The organism is Streptosporangium sp. NBC_01755, assembly GCF_035917995.1.
In the GTDB taxonomy this organism is placed as follows: domain Bacteria; phylum Actinomycetota; class Actinomycetes; order Streptosporangiales; family Streptosporangiaceae; genus Streptosporangium.
The window spans coordinates 6,148,820-6,164,150 of sequence record NZ_CP109131.1 but is presented as its reverse complement, the minus strand read 5'-3'; the positions used below and the strand labels follow the sequence as shown (position 1 = coordinate 6,164,150).

At 71.2% G+C, this 15,331-nt stretch carries 15 protein-coding genes; 3 read left to right on the top strand and 12 right to left on the bottom strand.

The window, feature by feature from the left end:
• Positions 1 to 253 precede the first annotated feature (253 nt).
• The 6 genes from OG884_RS29340 to uraD form a co-directional block, all read right to left on the bottom strand.
• Positions 254 to 1,639, bottom strand: a complete 1,386-nt coding sequence (locus OG884_RS29340; protein ID WP_326638197.1) for an 8-oxoguanine deaminase — start codon at positions 1,637 to 1,639, stop codon at positions 254 to 256.
• 121 nt (positions 1,640 to 1,760) lie between these two features.
• Entirely contained in the window at positions 1,761 to 2,261 is a 501-nt protein-coding gene (locus tag OG884_RS29335) for a (2Fe-2S)-binding protein (protein WP_326638196.1), read from the bottom strand.
• Positions 2,261 to 3,136, bottom strand: coding sequence for an FAD binding domain-containing protein (locus tag OG884_RS29330; protein ID WP_326647025.1), 876 nt, complete (start codon positions 3,134 to 3,136; stop codon positions 2,261 to 2,263). Before OG884_RS29330 ends, OG884_RS29335 begins: the two co-directional genes overlap by 1 nt.
• A 5-nt stretch (positions 3,137 to 3,141) precedes the next feature.
• A complete protein-coding gene (pucL, locus tag OG884_RS29325) occupies positions 3,142 to 4,182 on the bottom strand; it encodes a factor-independent urate hydroxylase (RefSeq protein ID WP_326638195.1) in 1,041 nt (346 codons plus the stop codon).
• 1 nt (position 4,183) lies between these two features.
• A complete protein-coding gene (uraH, locus tag OG884_RS29320; RefSeq protein WP_326638194.1) occupies positions 4,184 to 4,495 on the bottom strand; it encodes a hydroxyisourate hydrolase in 312 nt (103 codons plus the stop codon).
• A gap of 61 nt (positions 4,496 to 4,556) precedes the next feature.
• Positions 4,557 to 5,141: a 2-oxo-4-hydroxy-4-carboxy-5-ureidoimidazoline decarboxylase gene (uraD, locus tag OG884_RS29315; RefSeq protein ID WP_326638193.1), complete on the bottom strand. Its 585-nt coding sequence runs from the start codon at positions 5,139 to 5,141 to the stop codon at positions 4,557 to 4,559.
• A 354-nt stretch (positions 5,142 to 5,495) separates the two neighbouring features.
• On the opposite strand from uraD, the gene OG884_RS29310 reads away from it, so the two are divergent.
• Complete coding sequence (locus OG884_RS29310; protein ID WP_326638191.1) at positions 5,496 to 6,335, top strand: deoxyribonuclease IV; 840 nt, start codon at positions 5,496 to 5,498, stop codon at positions 6,333 to 6,335.
• Positions 6,336 to 6,997: 662 nt separating this feature from the next.
• Here the strand turns inward: OG884_RS29310 and OG884_RS29305 are convergent.
• The 3 genes from OG884_RS29305 to OG884_RS29295 all read right to left on the bottom strand — a co-directional run bounded on the left by OG884_RS29305 (position 6,998) and on the right by OG884_RS29295 (position 9,741).
• Complete coding sequence (locus OG884_RS29305; RefSeq protein WP_326638190.1) at positions 6,998 to 7,789, bottom strand: LytR/AlgR family response regulator transcription factor; 792 nt, start codon at positions 7,787 to 7,789, stop codon at positions 6,998 to 7,000.
• A 66-nt stretch (positions 7,790 to 7,855) separates the two neighbouring features.
• Positions 7,856 to 9,061 (bottom strand): histidine kinase, encoded by a 1,206-nt coding sequence (locus tag OG884_RS29300; RefSeq protein ID WP_326638188.1) that lies wholly within the window; start codon positions 9,059 to 9,061, stop codon positions 7,856 to 7,858.
• 59 nt (positions 9,062 to 9,120) lie between these two features.
• Entirely contained in the window at positions 9,121 to 9,741 is a 621-nt protein-coding gene (locus OG884_RS29295) for a molybdopterin-dependent oxidoreductase (RefSeq protein WP_326638186.1), read from the bottom strand.
• Positions 9,742 to 10,085: 344 nt separating this feature from the next.
• On the opposite strand from OG884_RS29295, the gene aroF reads away from it, so the two are divergent.
• Complete coding sequence (gene aroF, locus OG884_RS29290; protein ID WP_326638184.1) at positions 10,086 to 11,123, top strand: 3-deoxy-7-phosphoheptulonate synthase; 1,038 nt, start codon at positions 10,086 to 10,088, stop codon at positions 11,121 to 11,123.
• A gap of 60 nt (positions 11,124 to 11,183) precedes the next feature.
• On the opposite strand, the gene thiI is transcribed toward aroF, so the two are convergent.
• From thiI to macS, 3 genes are all read right to left on the bottom strand, one after another.
• On the bottom strand, positions 11,184 to 12,386 hold the full coding sequence (gene thiI, locus OG884_RS29285) for a tRNA uracil 4-sulfurtransferase ThiI (RefSeq protein ID WP_326638182.1): 1,203 nt from the start codon (positions 12,384 to 12,386) through the stop codon (positions 11,184 to 11,186).
• Between the two features lie 115 nt (positions 12,387 to 12,501).
• On the bottom strand, positions 12,502 to 13,131 hold the full coding sequence (locus OG884_RS29280; protein WP_326647024.1) for a response regulator transcription factor: 630 nt from the start codon (positions 13,129 to 13,131) through the stop codon (positions 12,502 to 12,504).
• A gap of 101 nt (positions 13,132 to 13,232) precedes the next feature.
• Complete coding sequence (gene macS, locus OG884_RS29275) at positions 13,233 to 14,342, bottom strand: MacS family sensor histidine kinase (protein ID WP_326638180.1); 1,110 nt, start codon at positions 14,340 to 14,342, stop codon at positions 13,233 to 13,235.
• 77 nt (positions 14,343 to 14,419) lie between these two features.
• On the opposite strand from macS, the gene OG884_RS29270 reads away from it, so the two are divergent.
• Positions 14,420 to 15,277 (top strand): MHYT domain-containing protein, encoded by an 858-nt coding sequence (locus OG884_RS29270; RefSeq protein WP_326638179.1) that lies wholly within the window; start codon positions 14,420 to 14,422, stop codon positions 15,275 to 15,277.
• The last annotated feature ends 54 nt before the right edge of the window (positions 15,278 to 15,331 follow it).

Below are 15,331 nucleotides of genomic sequence, written 5' to 3'. Positions count from 1 at the left end.
CCGCCCGTGTGAGCCGGCGGGGACCGGATACCTGACCCCGATGAAACGGAGAACAATCATCACATCCATCCCCTGAGCGTCCTCGACGCCCGGTCCGGTCGCGACACCACCGGCCGCGGCGGGGACCACCCGCACGCTTCGCTGCCTCACCCGCGGCGGCCGCCGGTGATCCCGCCGGACACGGAGACTCCGGGCTCTCCTCATCGGGTCTTCCCGGGCGTGGAGACCCCGGGCTCCGGCTCTGGGGAGGACATCAGGCGCCGACCTCCTGGCTCGCGGTGAAGCCCTGCTCGGCGGCCAGGCGCATGAGGCGGCGGTGCGCCTCGCCACCGGCGCGGCCGAGTTCGTCCTGGGCGACGGTGCGCAACTCGTCGTCCTCGACGACGGTCTCCCCTCCCACCAGCAACCGGGCCAGCGGAGGCTGCCGGGTGCCGAAGACCAGGGCACAGACCGGGTCGGCGACCGCGGAGGCGAAGGCCCCGGTGCGCCAGAGGGCGATGTCGGCGAGTTTTCCCACCTCCAGCGAGCCAAGCTCCTCCTGCCGGCCCAGGTTTCTCGCCCCGCCCAGGGTGGCGATCTCCAGGGCCTGGCGGGCGGTGAGCGCGGTGGGCCCGTACCTGGCCCGCTGGAACAGCAGGGCCTGGCGCATCTCACCCGACATCGAGGTCAGCTCGGCCGAGGCGCTGCCGTCCACCCCCAGGCCGACGGTCGCGCCCCTGCGGAGCATCTCGGAGACGCGGGCGATCCCGGCCCCGAGGCGGCCGTTGGAGCTCGGGCAGTGCGCGGAGCCGGTACCGGTCTGGGCGAAGATGTCGATGTCGCCGTCGCTCAGGTGAACGGCGTGGGCGAACCACACGTCCGGGCCGAGCCAGCCGAGCTTCTCCATGTAGTCGACCGGGCGCTGCCCGACCTGCCGCAGGCAGTGCTCCTCCTCGTCGAGGGTCTCGGCAAGGTGCGTGTGCAGGCGTACCCCCTTGGACCTGGCCAGCGCGGCGGCCTCGGTCATCAGGTCGGCACTGACGGAGAACGGCGAGCAGGGGGCGACCGCGACGCGGAGCCTGGAGGAGAAGGACGGGTCGTGGTAGGTGTCGACGGCCTCGGCCGTGGCGTCGAGGATCTCGTCGAGCCGTTCGACCACCACGTCCGGCGGCAGGCCACCCTGCGACCTACCCCGGTCCATCGAGCCTCGGGCGGGGTGGAAGCGGAGCCCGACCTCCCTGGCCGCCTCGATCTCCGCGGCGAACAGATCCCCGCGCCCGGACGGGAAGATGTAGTGATGGTCGCTGGAGGTGGTGCAGCCGGACAGGGCCAGATAGCCCAGCCCCGCGCCCGCCGCGCCCTTCACCACCTCGGCGTCCATCGCGGCCCACACCTGGTAGAGCGCCGTCAGCCACTCGAACAGCGTGGCGTCCTGGGCGAGCCCCTGGGAGGCCCACTGGTAGAGGTGGTGGTGGGTGTTGACCAGGCCGGGGGTGGCCAGGCAGCCGGTGCCGTCGATTCTGGCCGCACCCGGTACGACCGGGGCGGGACCCGCTCCGAGGGCCACGATCCGGTCACCCTCGACGTGGATGTGTCCCGAGGGGATCTCCGGACCCACGACCGGGGCGATGTGCACGTTCTCGATCAGGATGGCGCTCAACGAGACTCCTTGGGCGTGAGGGTTCCGGCCCGTGGCGGCGGGGAGGCGGTCGCGTGCGCTTCCAGGACCCGCTCCGGAACCGATCGCGGTTCCGATCGCGGTTCCGGCCTCGCCGGGGCGGTCAAGCGCTCTCCTCGCCGCGCGGTCCCGAGCCCGCGTCGGCCTTGCGCGCCGCGGCGAGGCGTACGGCGTCGAGGATCTTCTCGTAGCCGGTGCATCGGCACAGGTTGCCCGCCAGGGCCTCGCGGATCTCGGCGTCGGACGGCCGCGGAATCCGCTCGATCAGGTCGTGAGCCTGGACGATGAGGCCGGGGGTGCAGAAACCGCACTGGACGGCTCCGCATTCGACGAACGCCTCCTGGACCGGATCGAGCCGGTCGCCGTCGGCGAGTCCCTCGATGGTGCGGACCACGCGGCCCTCGACCTGCCCGGCCGCGACCAGGCACGCGCAGACGGGCAGCCCGTCGAGGTAGACGGTGCAGGAGCCGCACTCGCCCTGCTCGCACGCGTTCTTGGAACCCGGCAGGCCCACCCGTTCGCGCAGGACGTACAGGAGGCTCTCGCCCTCCCAGACATCGTCGACGCTCTCGCCGCGTCCGTTGACCGTGAAGGTGAGGCGCATCAGCCGGTCCTCCTCTCGAAGTGCCCGGAGCGTAACTCGTTCCACGCCCAGGTGAGGGTGCGCCGCGCCATCACCGCGATGGCGTGGCGCCGGTAGTCGGCGGTACCGCGCACGTCGTCGATCGGCGAGGCGGCCTCGGCGGCCAGCTCACCGAAGCGCCCGAGCACCGCGGGGTCGAGCCGCGCCTCCCAGTCGAGTTCCGCGGCCAGGAACTCCTCGGCCGCGACGGCGCGCCGGGGGGTCGGGGCGGCCGAGCCGATGCCGGTGCCGACCCTGCGCTGTCCGGGATGGAGCGCGATCGCGAACGAGCAGACCGCGATCACCATGGCGTTGCGGGTACCGACCTTGGAGAAGTACTGCGGGCCGCTCGCGGGGCTCATCCAGAACGCCCTGATCAGCTCGTCGGGCTCCAGCGCGCTGCGCTTGACCCCGAGGTAGAAGGCCGCGGCCGGGATCATACGCACGCCCCGGGCCGCGGACTCGACCTCGATGACCGCGTCACCGGCGAGCAGCGGCGGGTGGCTGTCCCCGGCGGGCGAGGCCGCGCCGAGGTTGCCTCCCACCGTCCCCCGGTTGCGGATCTGTGGCGAGCCGACGGTGCGGGAGGCCTGTGCCAGCCCTGGCAACCGGTCGCCCAGCTCGGCGATCAGCCGGGTGTACGACACGCCCGCGCCGACCCTGAGCATGCCGTCCGCCTCCCGGCTCCATGTCGCGAGCTCGGCGACCCGGTTCAGGTCGAGCAGCCCGGCAGGCCGTCGCACGTCGAAGTTGAGCTCGACCATCATGTCGGTGCCGCCGGCGATGGGCGCCACCTCAGGCCGGTCCGCCTTGGCGGCCAGTGCCTCCGCCCAGGTGGCGGGGCGCAGGAAATCCACGGTCATCACTCCCAGGCGAAGCGGGCGTCGGGGGCGTCGTCACGGAGCACGCCGCCCTCGATCAGCCCGTAGGGACGGTCGGCGGCGTAGAACACCTCGTTAGGGTTGTCCAGCCCGAAGGGGGTGAGGTCTACCAGGAAGTGGTGCTTGTTGGGCATCGCCAGGCGCACCTCGCAGACCTCCTCCCGGGCGTTCAGCACCCGCTCGCCCATCGCGTAGAGCGTCTGCTGCAGCGACAGGCTGTAGGTCTCGGCGAACGCGCCGAGCAGGCAGCGGCGTACCTCGTCGTAGGACTCCCCGTAGTGGGACTCCCCGTAGTGGGACTCCCCGCGGGAGTCCCCGCGCGGCGGCACGCCTGGCAGGTGCCGCCAGCGGGCCGAGACCTCGGTGGCCAGGACGCGGTCCCTGGTGGGTCTCAAGGTGGTGTACTCGTCCTCGGCGAAGCCGGAGAACTCCGAGCCCGTCGAGTTGAGCACCACCAGGTCCTTCAGCCCGGAGACCACGGTGGTGGTGCCGTCCCGGTCGTGGTGGACGACGCAGGTGCGCACCTCCCTGCCGGAGCGGACGAAGGAGTGCCGCCCGCCTTCGGCTTTTCGGCCCTCCCGGGCCTCCCGGGCTGCTTCGGCGGCTTCCAAGGATCCCGGAGTTCCCGGGGCTCCCGGGGCTCCCAGGGCTCTTGGGGCTCCCGGGGCTCTTGGGGCGGAGTCGCCGTCCACCGGGATCCGGTCCCAGAAGTACTCCTCGATCTCCACGCGGGCGTGGTGGACCGTGGGCTGGGAGTCCACGTAGTGACGGGCCAGCAGGATCGCGAAGTCCTCGATCTGCTCGACACCGTGCTTCCTGGCGAAGGCGTACACGGTGTTCTTCTGCGTGTCGGTCGGCAGGACCGCGGCGTTGTCGCCGATGAGATGGACCGCCTCCATGTCGCCGGAGAGCGCCGAGCCGACGGTGACGTCCTTGAGGTGGTGGACGCCTCCGTCCCTGACGACACGGACCAGGCGGATCTCCGCCTTGCCGTAGCGGTTGGGGCCGAGAACGACGGGCATGCTAGCTCCCTCGATACGTCGAGTAGGCGAACGGGCTGAGCAGCAGCGGCACGTGGTGGTGCTCCCCCGGGTTCGCCACCGTGAAGTCGATCGAGACCCGTGGGTAGAAGGCGGCCACCCCGCGGGCGGCGAAGTAGTCCCCGGTGTCGAAGACCAGCCGGTGGGCGCCCGCCCCGCACGTCCACCCCGCGATCCGCCCGTCGGCGTCGGTGACGCCCTCGGCGAGCACCTCGCCGTCCCTCTCCAAGCGTACGGCGACACCCGCCGCCGGCCTGCCCAGGGCGGCGTCCAGCACGTGCGTGGACAGGCTCATACGGGACCTTCCGCAAGCATGGGTTCGAGGAGTACGGGCCCGGATCCCGGGAGCTCGGAGCTCACGTGGCCGTCCGCGGAAGCACGGGAGCCAGGTGGCCGCTCTCGAGGAGTTTCACCAGCCGCAGACGGGTGATCTTCCCGAGTTCGGCCCTGACGACGTCTCGCTCGGTGTCCTCGTCGTTACCGAGCCGCTCGGTGAGACGGGCCAGCATCTCCTCGGCCGGCAGACCGGTGGCGCAGATCAGGTAGACGTGGCCGAACCGCCGCTCGTAGGCGCGGTTGCCCTCCGCCAGCCGGTCCAGGACCTCCCGCCCCGCCGTCTCGACGCCCGACTGCTCCCGGCGAGACCAGTCCGCCTCCCTTCCGGAGTGACCGGCCGCCGGGTCGCTCTCGCGGGGCGGTTCGCCGATCCGGGGGTGGGCGGCCAGCGCCTCGCGTACACCGGACCAGTCCAGGCTCCGCACGGTGGCCTCCGCGACCTCGGTCAGCCGGCCGGGGTCGCGATAGGGGCGCAGCGCGGCCACCTTCGCGGCGAAGCCCCGGCAGGCACAGCAGGCCAGCAGTTCGGCCTCGGCCTCCTCGGCGCCCAGCGCGTTGAAGGCGGCCAGCCCCGCGACCTGCGGCGCGGAGTGCACGTTCGACATGTGAGCAGTACACACACCATCGGCGCGTACAGTCCAGCGACAAGCGCCCCAAACTGTGCCAAGGGTTTGCCGCAGATTTCCGCAACATCCTCCAAACCTGCCGGTATCCGGCGTTCGGTTCTCCTCGGGACACACGGCTGAGCGCACCGCCGGCAAGCGTTCGGTTCTCCTCGGGACACACGGCTGAGCGCACCGCCGGCAAGCGTTCGGTTCTCCTCGGGACACACGGCTGAGCGCACCGCCGACATCTGTCACCGGTCGCCTCAGGGGCGGACGGAGCCGGTGTGGGACCAGGCCGCGCGACCGGCCTGCCGCCTGTGAGACACCGGGGTCGACGCCTAAACTACGGTCATCATGACTTCACTCTCTCCCATCGGCGGACACGTCTCCGTCACCGGCGGTCTCGCCAAGGGCGGCCTGCGGTACGCCTCCGACATCGGTGCCGAGATGATCCAGGTGTTCGTCACCAACCCGCGCGGCTGGGCACTCGCCGTGGGCGACCCCGCCCAGGACGCCAAGCTCCTCGAGTCCGGCGTGCTCTCCTTCGTGCACGCGCCCTACCTGATCAACATGGGCTCGCCCAGCGCCGAGACGCTGGAGAAGTCGGTGGCCACCGTGCGGCACAACCTGCTGCGCGGCCACGCGATCGGCGCGAAGGGAGTGGTCGTCCACACGGGGTCGGCGGTGAGCCAGTCCCGCGACGAGGCATTGCGCCAGCTGCGTGAACATCTCCTGCCGCTCCTGGAGGAGATCCCCGACGACGGACCCGACCTGCTGCTGGAGCCGATGGCCGGGCAGGGCGCGGTGCTCTGCGCGACGGTCCAGGATCTGGAGCCCTACCTGGCGGCCCTCGACTGGCACCCGAAGGCGGGGATCTGCTTCGACACCTGCCACGCCTTCGCCGCCGGGCACGACCTGTCGACCCCCGAGGGCGTCAAGGAGACTCTGGACGCCCTGCACTCGATCGCCCCCGGGCGGCTCAAGCTGGTCCACGCCAACGACTCCAAGGACGTGTGCGACTCCAAGAAGGACCGGCACGAGAACATCGGCTCCGGCCACATCGGCGCCGAGCCCTTCGCCGACATGCTGCGCCATCCCGTGATGGCGGGGGTGCCGTTCTGCATCGAGACACCGGGCGGCGCCGAGAAGCACCGCGAGGACATCGAGGTGCTCAAGAAGCTCCGCGACCGGTGAGTTCCCGGCTCACCTGAGGTCGGACGGGACGCCCGTCCTCGTGATCCGGCCGCCCCCGTGTGGCCGGATCACGGTCCGGCCCGCTGGCCAACGCGGGCGTCCCGTCATATCGGAGATCGGCGACCCCTCCCCCTTCCGGTCAAGGACTCGGCGGCCGTGTGGCCGGATGCCGGTGCTCCCCCGGTGTCCGCGCATCAGGTCCTGCGTGAGCCTTCCGGCTCTGTCCCCCCTGACCCGGCGGGTCTCGCTCTCCGATGAGGGAACACTAGAGGCGCGCCCAGACGAGCGAGCGGCGCTTTCCCGCCAGCGCGATTAACGGTTCGTAGTTGTCGATGTGCGGAGAGTGTCGACACGACGAACGGCTCGCGGCGGGCGACGAACGGTCGATCGGGGGCTCGTGAGGCCCCTGGGACCCGCCTGACCCGCCCGTCCCGGGGAAACGCCGATGAGCCGGACGACCGCGAAACGGCGTACGGCACGCGAGGTCGGACAGTGCACGGGGGCCGACCAAGGGCACGGCGACCGTGAGCCGACCAAGGGCACGGCGACCGTGAGCGGGCGACCGGAGCCCGCACGGGTTCGAATCCCCGTGCGGGGGCCCGGAGAGGCGTGCGGCGGTTACCGCAGGGCGGCGGCGGAGGCAGGGCCTGACCCGGACGCGGTTACCGCAGGGCGGCGGCGGAGGGCAGGGGCCTGGCCCGGACCACGCCGGGGACGGCCGGACGGTCACGGAACTGGCGGACCAGCCGCTCGCGGACCTGGCGGGCGTGACGGCGGCTGACCGGAAGCGTCTCGGTACCCACCCGGAGCATCACCCTGCCACCGTCGAAGCGCAGCTCGCTCACGTGCCGCACCGAGACCAGCGTGCTGCGGTGCACCCGGATGAACCCCGACCCCGCCCAGCGCCGTTCCAGGGCGGCCAGCGGCATGCGGACCAGGTAGCTGCCCTCGTCGGTGTGGAGCCGGACGTAGTCGCCCTGCGCCTCGGCGAACCAGACGGCCTGCTGGGGCACGAACCTCGTCCGTCCCGCGAGCTCGACCGGGATGACGTCCTCCGGCACCGGGTCGGCCGCCGCGGGAATCATGGACTCCAGGCGCCGCACCGCCTCGGCCAGCCGGTCGGCCCTGACCGGCTTGAGCAGATAGTCGACCGCCTCCAGCTCGAATGCCTGCACCGCGCACTCCTCGTGGGCGGTGACGAAGACCAGCCGGGGCGGGTTGGGAAACCCCGCGATGAGCCTGGCCAGGTCGAGGCCGTCCAGTCCCGGCATCCGGATGTCAAGGAACACCCCGTCCAGCCGCTCGCCCGTGCCGATCATCTGGACCATGTCCTGGAGCGCGGTGACCCCGCCCGCCGCCGTGGAGACGTGCTCGATACGGGGGTCCTGGCGGAGGAGATAGGCGATCTCCTCAAGGGCGGGGACCTCGTCGTCAACGGCCAGGACTCGCAACATGACCCCACGCTGCCCTCTGAACCACACCCGCCGCAAGCCTGATGACAACTTCAGGTAATAGTTTGACTACAAATAGCTATTGGCGGGGTGGAGCTTGGGAACGCGGAGCCGCACCGTCGTGCCCGCGTTCGGGGCACTCTCCACGACCAGACCGTAGTCCTCACCGTAGATCCGGCGGAACCGCACGTCGACGCCCGCCAGCCCGATCCCGCCCTCCTCTCCCGACCGCGGCGCGGAGCCGTCGAGGAGCCCTCGGACCCGCTCGGGGGGCATGCCCGGGCCGTCGTCCTCAACGCTGATGTGGGCCTCGGACCCGGCGTCACCGACCACCACCCGCACCTCTCCATGACGTCCGGCGGCGGCCACGCCGTGCTTGACCGCGTTCTCCACCAGCGGCTGCAGGCAGAGGAACGGGACGGAGACCGACAGCACCTCCGGTGCGACCCTGAGGGTGAAACGGAGCCGGTCGCCGAACCTGGCACGTTCCAGCAGCAGGTAGCGGTCCACACAGTGCAGTTCCTCGGCGAGGGTGGTGAAGTCGCGCTCCCGGCGCAGCGCGTACCGGTTGAAGTCGGCGAACTCCACCAGCAGCTCCCGCGCCCGCTCGGGGTCGGTGCGAACGAACGAGGCGATGGTGGTCAGCGCGTTGTAGACGAAGTGAGGAGACATCTGGGCGCGCAGCACCCGCATCTCCTCCTCCATCGTCCGCCGCCGTGAGGAGTCGACCTCTGCCAGTTCCAGCTGCCCCGAGACCCACCTGGCGACCTCGGTGACGGTCCGCACCAGCGCCGGGCTCACCACGGGGTCGTACGCGGCGAGCGCCCCGACCACCCGGCCGTCGACGGTGAGCGGTACGACGATCCCGCCCCTGGTGGCACAGCCCGGCGTGTCACAGATCGGCTCGTCCCCGGTCAGCACGTGCGGGCGCGCCGAGGCGAGGACGGTCCTGGCGTGTTCGTGTGCGTGTTCGGGCGCGTGGTCGCGGTGGCAGCCCGCCGCGCCGTCCCAGGCGAGCAGGCCGCCGGTGTCGGCGACCGCGACGGCGCCGGTGCCCAGCAGGGCACGCAGGTGGCGGACCGCCTTGCGGGCGGACTCGTGGGTGAGCCCGGCCCGCAGCGAGGGGGCCGCCATCGCCGCGATGTGAAGTGTCAGAAAGGTGGCCTCGTCCGTCGGGCCGCCCTGCCGGTCCGGGTGTCGCCGGCGCGGGCGGGGAAGGACGAGTCCGAGAAGGGCGCTGAAGGCGCAGAGCAGCACCCAGCCGGTGGTCGACATGTGGAAAACCGTAGTCAACCCGCCCCGGTGATCAGGGGTGAACGCCGATCACGAGCCGATCAGGGCGGGCCTTCGCCCGCTTCCTCCTGATAGGAGTAGCGCTGCTCGCGCCAGGGGTCGGCGATGTTGTGGTAGCCACGTTCCTCCCAGAAGCCGCGCCTGTCCTCCAGCAGGTACTCCACGGCGCGCACCCACTTGACGCTCTTCCACGCGTACAGGTGCGGGACGATCATCCGCACCGGGAACCCGCGCTCCATGGCGATGGGCTTCTCGTCGAATTCCAGCGCGAACATCGTCTGGGAGCGGTCGAAGTCGCCGATGCGCACGTTGGCGCTGTAGCCGTACTCGCCCCAGATCATCACGTGCTTCACACCGGGCGCGGGCGGAGCGACCGCCATCAGCGTCGCCGCGGACACCCCGCCCCACTCGTTACCCATGATCGAGAACTTGGTGACGCAGTGGAAGTCGGCCACGATCGTGGTACGTGGCAGCGCGGAGAACTCGGGCCAGGTGAAACGGTGCTGCTCGCCCGAGGCCGTCGCCCCCATGACGTGCAGCTGCCACGTCTCCGGACGGAACCTGGGCACCCGACCGTAGTGGATCACCGGTCGGCCCCGGGGGACGTACTGGCCCGGAGGCAGGCGAGGCTCCTCCCCCGAAGGTTCGGACTGTTCCATCATCACTCCCTCCGCCGTTTCCCCTATGGCACGTGGTAATCCTGCCATCGCGGGCTTCCCGACGCCTCGGCGGCCACCGAATAGCGTTCTCCCGGCCTGCGGGACGGAGGTGTTCTCGCCGTGCGCTATCATTTCCGACTATGCGTACTGCGTTCTGGTTTTTTTATGGCGACGGACCCGTGAGTCGGACCGTTCGCCACCAGATGCTGCGCTGACAGCCTGGCGAACAGAAGGCCCCGGGTCCGGTTTCGGACTCGGGGCCTTCTGCTTTTCCCGGCCTTTCATCGAAAACACCCAGGACCCCGGAGCCGGTCGGAACCGGCCGGAGCCATCGGAGAGGGAGAGACATGGTCATCGTCATGGGACCCGGTGCCACGGAGAACGACGTCGAGGCGATCGTGGAGGTCATCGGCACGGCGGGCGGCGAGGCGTTCGTCAGCCGGGGCGTGAGCCGCACGATCATCGGCCTGGTCGGCGATGTCGCCCAGTTCACCGCTCTCGACCTGCGGGGCATGGCCGGGGTGGCCGACGTGATGCGGGTGAGCGCGCCGTACAAGCTGGTGAGCCGCGACAACCACCCCGAGCGGTCCACGGTCCGCGTCGGCGGCGTGCCGATCGGTCCCGGCACGGTCACCCTGATCGCCGGCCCGTGCGCGGTGGAGACCCCCGAGCAGACCCTTCAGGCCGCCCGGATGGCCGCGGCCGCCGGGGCCACCCTGCTGCGCGGCGGCGCCTACAAGCCCCGCACCTCCCCGTACGCCTTCCAGGGGCTCGGCGAGGCGGGCCTGCGCATCCTCGCCGAGGTGCGCGAGCAGACCGGGCTTCCCGTCGTCACCGAGGTCGTCGACGCCGCCGACGTGGAGCTGGTGGCCTCCTACGCCGACATGCTCCAGGTCGGCACCCGCAACGCGCAGAACTTCGCGCTGCTGCAGGCCGTCGGCGCCGCGGGCAAGCCGGTGATGCTCAAGCGCGGGATGAGCGCCACCATCGAGGAGTGGCTGATGGCCGCCGAGTACATCGCCCAGCGCGGCAACCTCGACATCGTGCTGTGCGAGCGCGGCATCCGCACCTTCGAGACCGCCACCCGCAACACCCTGGACGTCTCCGCGGTGCCGCTCGCCCAGCGGCTGTCGCACCTGCCGGTCATCGTCGACCCGTCCCACTCCGGCGGCCACCGCGACCTGGTCCTGCCGCTCACCCGCGCCGCCATCGCGGCCGGCGCCGACGGCGTGATCATCGATGTCCACCCGCGCCCGGAGCAGGCCCTCTGCGACGGCCCCCAGGCGCTGGTCGACAGCGATCTGGACGAGCTGGCCCGGGTGCTGGAGCGGTTCCCGCCGCTGCTGGGCAAGGTCGCGGCCGTCGACGCCCTGGCCCCGGCCTGACCCACCCGCTCGCCACGGATACCCGGCCCCGGTACGTCCCCGGGACCGGGTGATCCGATCTCAGGCGTCGAGCCGGTACTCCTGCAGGGACCCGGCGAGCTGGACGGCGAGCTCCTCGGCGTCCAGGCGACGCTCGATCTTCTTCAGGTCGGCGACCTTCGCGGCGATCTCGGCGCGGCGGGGGGCCAGCAGCGAGCAGCAGTCCTCGTCGGGGAGTTCGGAGATCGCCAGGGTGCCGATGCGGCGGGCCTCGGCCATGATCTCGGTCTTGTCCAGGCCGATGAGGGGACGCAGGATCGGCATGTCGACCGCGTCGTCCTGGGCGGTGATGTTCTGCAGAGTCTGCGAGGAGACCTGGCCCAGGGAGTCGCCGGTGACCAGGGCGCCGGCGCGCAGGCGGCGGGCGACCTCCTCGCCGGTCTTCAGCATCAGCCGGCGCTGGGTGATCACCGCCAGACGGTCCTGGCCGGAGGCCTTGATGGACTGCTGGGCCTTGCCGAAGGGGACGACCCACATCCGGGACCCGCCCTGGAACCTGTCGAGTGCCCTGACCAGCGCGTACGCCTTGTAGATGGACTCGGAGGTGGTGAAGGGGATGCCGGAGAAGTGCAGGAAGTCGACACGCAGGCCGCGGCGCATCATCCGGTAGGCGGCCACCGGGGAGTCGATGCCGCCGGACATCAGGACCAGGCCCCGGCCGCTGCTGCCGACCGGCAGCCCGCCCTGGCCGGACAGCCCGCCGGTGAAGACGAAAGCCTCGTCGCGGTCGACCTCGATGGAGACCACCAGCTCGGGACGCTTCAGGTCGACCGGCAGGCCGTAGACGTCGTTGAGCTCGCCGCCGACCGAGCGGTCCAGCTGCATCGAGGTGAGCGGGAAGCGCTTGTCGCGGCGGCGGGAGCGGACCGCGAAGGAGACACCGCGTTTGACGTCGTCGCGGTCGGCCAGCAGCTCGACGGCGGCCTTGGTGATCGCCGAGGGGTCCTTGGCCACCCGCCAGGCGCGGTGGATCCAGACCAGCCCCGGGACGTACGAGACGCGCTCGGCGACCGCGTCCGCGACCTCGACCCCGGTGCCCTCCGGCAGGAAGAGCGCGATGACGCCGTGGCGCTGCCGCACGTCGACCTTGACGACGACGTCCTTCAGAGCGGCCTTGATGTTGGCCTGCAACCTCCGCTCGAAGAGCTCACGGTTGTTGCCCTTGAGGACGACCTCGCCCAGTTTGAGCAGAACGCAGGGCTCGCCCAAGGCGGACATGGTCATGGCGCAACCTCCGGTGGAGCTTCGAGGGGGTATGAGAGCTTCGTCGTGGAGTTTCGTCAAGTCTCTCGCGCGTTCGCACAAAGACAACGTCTCGACCTTGCTACTTTAGTCGGGACTACGACTCGTCGAGGCCCTGCTCGATCACGTAGCGGACCAGTTCCACCCGATTGTGGAGCTGGAGCTTGTTCAGCGTGTTCTGGACGTGGTTCTGCACGGTCCGGTGGGAGAGCACGAGACGCTCGGCGATCTGCTTGTAGGACAACCCTTTGGCGACCAGGCGGAGCACCTCGGTCTCCCGCTCGGTCAGGCGGGGCGTCGCCTCGGGCGCGGGCCGGGCCGCCAGCCTCCGATACTCCCCCAGCACGAGCCCGGCCAGCCCCGGGGTGAACACCGCGTCGCCCCCGGCGGTGCGCCGGACCGCGTCGAGGAACTCCTCTTTGCTCGCGGATTTCAGGAGATATCCGGAGGCTCCCGCCTTGATGGCCTCCAGCACGTCCTCCTGCTCACCGCTGGCCGACAGCACCAGCACCCTGGGCGGCGGCTCCGAGGTGGCCAGCCTCCTGGCCACCTCCACCCCCGGCAGGTCGGGCAGCTGCAGATCCAGCACGACCAGCTCGGGCCGGACCGCCGCGGCCACTCGGACCGCCTGCCGCCCCTCCCCGACCGCGGCCACCACCTCGTATCCGGCCTCGGCCAGGTCCCTGGCCACCCCGTCCCTCCACATCGGGTGGTCGTCCACCACCATCACGCGCATTGGCCTACCTTAGGCCCGCACCTCCGGGCCGGTAGGCCCACCTCCGGGCCGGTAGGCCCGCACCGCCCACCACGGCGGCCGCGAAACGCCCTCTAGCCGATCGGCACCGACATCTCGATCTCGGTGCCCCGGCCGGGATGGGAGATCACCGTGACCGTGCCGCCAAGCTCCGCGACACGGCCCCGGATGGACTGCGCGACGCCGAGCCGCCCGGCGGCGGCGGCCTCCTCCAGGCGTCCGGGTGCCATACCCGGCCCCTCGTCCCTGACGGTCACGGTGATCAGTCCGTCGTCGCTCTCGGCGAAAACCCACGCGGGTGCCCGCGCCCCACAGTGGCGGGCGACGTTGTCCAGGGCGGCCCCGACCGCGGCGGCCATCTCCGCCGCGGTGGCCGCGGGCAGGATCAGCGGGGTCGCCGGGGCCGAGACGGTGACCGTGGCCGAGCCGTACCTGTGCAGCAGGGCACACAGGTCCGCGGCGCCGGCGGCGGGTGCCTCGGGTGAGATCCTGACCAGCTCGCGCAGGGCGGCCTCCTGCTCGCCCGCGAGCCTGCCCAGTTCGGCCGCCTCACCGCCGATCTCCTGCCCGCGCCGCTGAACCAGCGCGAGCACCTGGAGCACCGAGTCGTGGATTCCCCGGGCGAGCCGCTCTCGCTCCCGACCGGCGGCCTCCAGCTCGATCGCCTGCTGCATGCGCTCCTCGGCCTTCCTGGCCAGCCGGGCCACGTGCCCGACGACGGTCCCGGCGAGGAAGAGCAGGACGGTGCCGTTGATCGGCAGCGTCTCGAAGTCGCCCCCGGGAACACCGTGCAGCCGCAGGTCGGCCAGCGAGACGATCAGCGCGGCCACGGCCCCCAGCCGCCGCCCGCCGTACACGCCCCAGGCGAGCACCGCGCCGCCCATCCAGGTGCCGGTGATCGGCAGGCTGCCCTCCTGGTAGGCGCCCTGCACCGCCGGGGTGGCGAGCAGGCAGCCCACGGTCACGAGCATGTCGGCGGCGAGCAGCGGCCGGCCGCGGAGCTCCTCGACGGAGTAGGCGAAGATCGTCCCCGCGGTCCACAGCGCCATGACGCCGATCACCAGCCAGCCGATCGCCGGGTGGGCGTACCCCCCGGCACGGATGAGCAGAACCGCCGCGTACGCGAGGGATGCGACGCGAAACACCGCGACCGCCCGCCAGAACGGACCCTCGATTCCCGTCACGCGCCGACCCTACCGCCCGGTAAGAGAGGGGCTATCTGCAATAATCCACCGATTTCTCTCTAACGAAAAACGGGAACATGTCCCACGTAGATCACTTTTCCTATGGCCTTCTCACTCCCGTGCTGGCCTACGTCATGTCGAGCATCGGATGCATGCTCGGTCTCCTGCTCACCGCCAAAGCCCAGGCGACGGTGGGCGCGGCACGGGCCCGCTGGCTGGCGGGCGGGGCACTGTCCATCGGTGGCACCGGCATCTGGGTCATGCACTTCGTCGCCATGATGGGCTTCTCCATCGGCGGCGGCCAGATCCGCTATGACGTACCGCTGACGGTCGGCTCGGCGATCCTGGCGGTCGTCGTCGTGGGCGCGGGACTGCTCCTGGTCTCCTACCGGGGCGAAAGATTCCTGCCGCTCGTGTTCGGCGGCGTGCTCACCGGTCTCGGCGTGGCGGGCATGCACTACATCGGCATGTTCGCGATGAACATGCCGGCCCACCTCTCCTACGATCCGGTGCTGGTCGGGCTCTCGGTCCTGATCGCCATCGCCGCCTCCATCGTGGCGCTCTGGTTCAGCCTGCGGGTCAGTGGCGTGCTCGCCACCGGCGGCGCCGCGATGATCATGGCCCTGGCGGTCTGCGGCATGCACTACGTCGGCATGTTCGCGCTCGAGGTACGGCCTCGGCTCTCGCCGGCGCCGCTCGGAGGGGCCAGGGGCGTCGACTTCATGCTGCCCACGCTGGCCGTGCTGGGCCTGCTGACCCTCACCCTGCTGCTGACCGTCATCCTGTCTCCGTCGCAGCCGGAGCTGGACAACGACGCCGCCATGCTGGCCAGGCTGGAGAAGCGCCGCACCGAGGCCCGGCTCCACGAGCCGCCCACACCGCCCAGCGGTCCGGCGCCGAGGGGCCCGTCCCTGTTCGACTCCCACGAGCGATGATGTACGGCCTGCGCCCGCTGGGCCGCTCGTTCAGGGCACAGGCCGTACATGGAG

Bases quoted from the DNA above. Each gene is read 5' to 3' on its own strand.
- OG884_RS29300 (WP_326638188.1), bottom strand. From the start codon at position 9,061: ATGTCGACCACCGGCTGGGTGCTGCTCTGCGCCTTCAGCGCCCTTCTC.
- uraH (WP_326638194.1), bottom strand. From the start codon at position 4,495: ATGAGCCTGTCCACGCACGTGCTGGACGCCGCCCTGGGCAGGCCGGCG.
- aroF (WP_326638184.1), top strand. From the start codon at position 10,086: ATGGTCATCGTCATGGGACCCGGTGCCACGGAGAACGACGTCGAGGCG.
- OG884_RS29295 (WP_326638186.1), bottom strand. From the start codon at position 9,741: ATGATGGAACAGTCCGAACCTTCGGGGGAGGAGCCTCGCCTGCCTCCG.
- OG884_RS29305 (WP_326638190.1), bottom strand. From the start codon at position 7,789: ATGTTGCGAGTCCTGGCCGTTGACGACGAGGTCCCCGCCCTTGAGGAG.
- OG884_RS29280 (WP_326647024.1), bottom strand. From the start codon at position 13,131: ATGGTGGTGGACGACCACCCGATGTGGAGGGACGGGGTGGCCAGGGAC.
- OG884_RS29270 (WP_326638179.1), top strand. From the start codon at position 14,420: ATGTCCCACGTAGATCACTTTTCCTATGGCCTTCTCACTCCCGTGCTG.
- OG884_RS29335 (WP_326638196.1), bottom strand. From the start codon at position 2,261: ATGCGCCTCACCTTCACGGTCAACGGACGCGGCGAGAGCGTCGACGAT.
- pucL (WP_326638195.1), bottom strand. From the start codon at position 4,182: ATGCCCGTCGTTCTCGGCCCCAACCGCTACGGCAAGGCGGAGATCCGC.
- OG884_RS29310 (WP_326638191.1), top strand. From the start codon at position 5,496: ATGACTTCACTCTCTCCCATCGGCGGACACGTCTCCGTCACCGGCGGT.
- uraD (WP_326638193.1), bottom strand. From the start codon at position 5,141: ATGTCGAACGTGCACTCCGCGCCGCAGGTCGCGGGGCTGGCCGCCTTC.
- thiI (WP_326638182.1), bottom strand. From the start codon at position 12,386: ATGACCATGTCCGCCTTGGGCGAGCCCTGCGTTCTGCTCAAACTGGGC.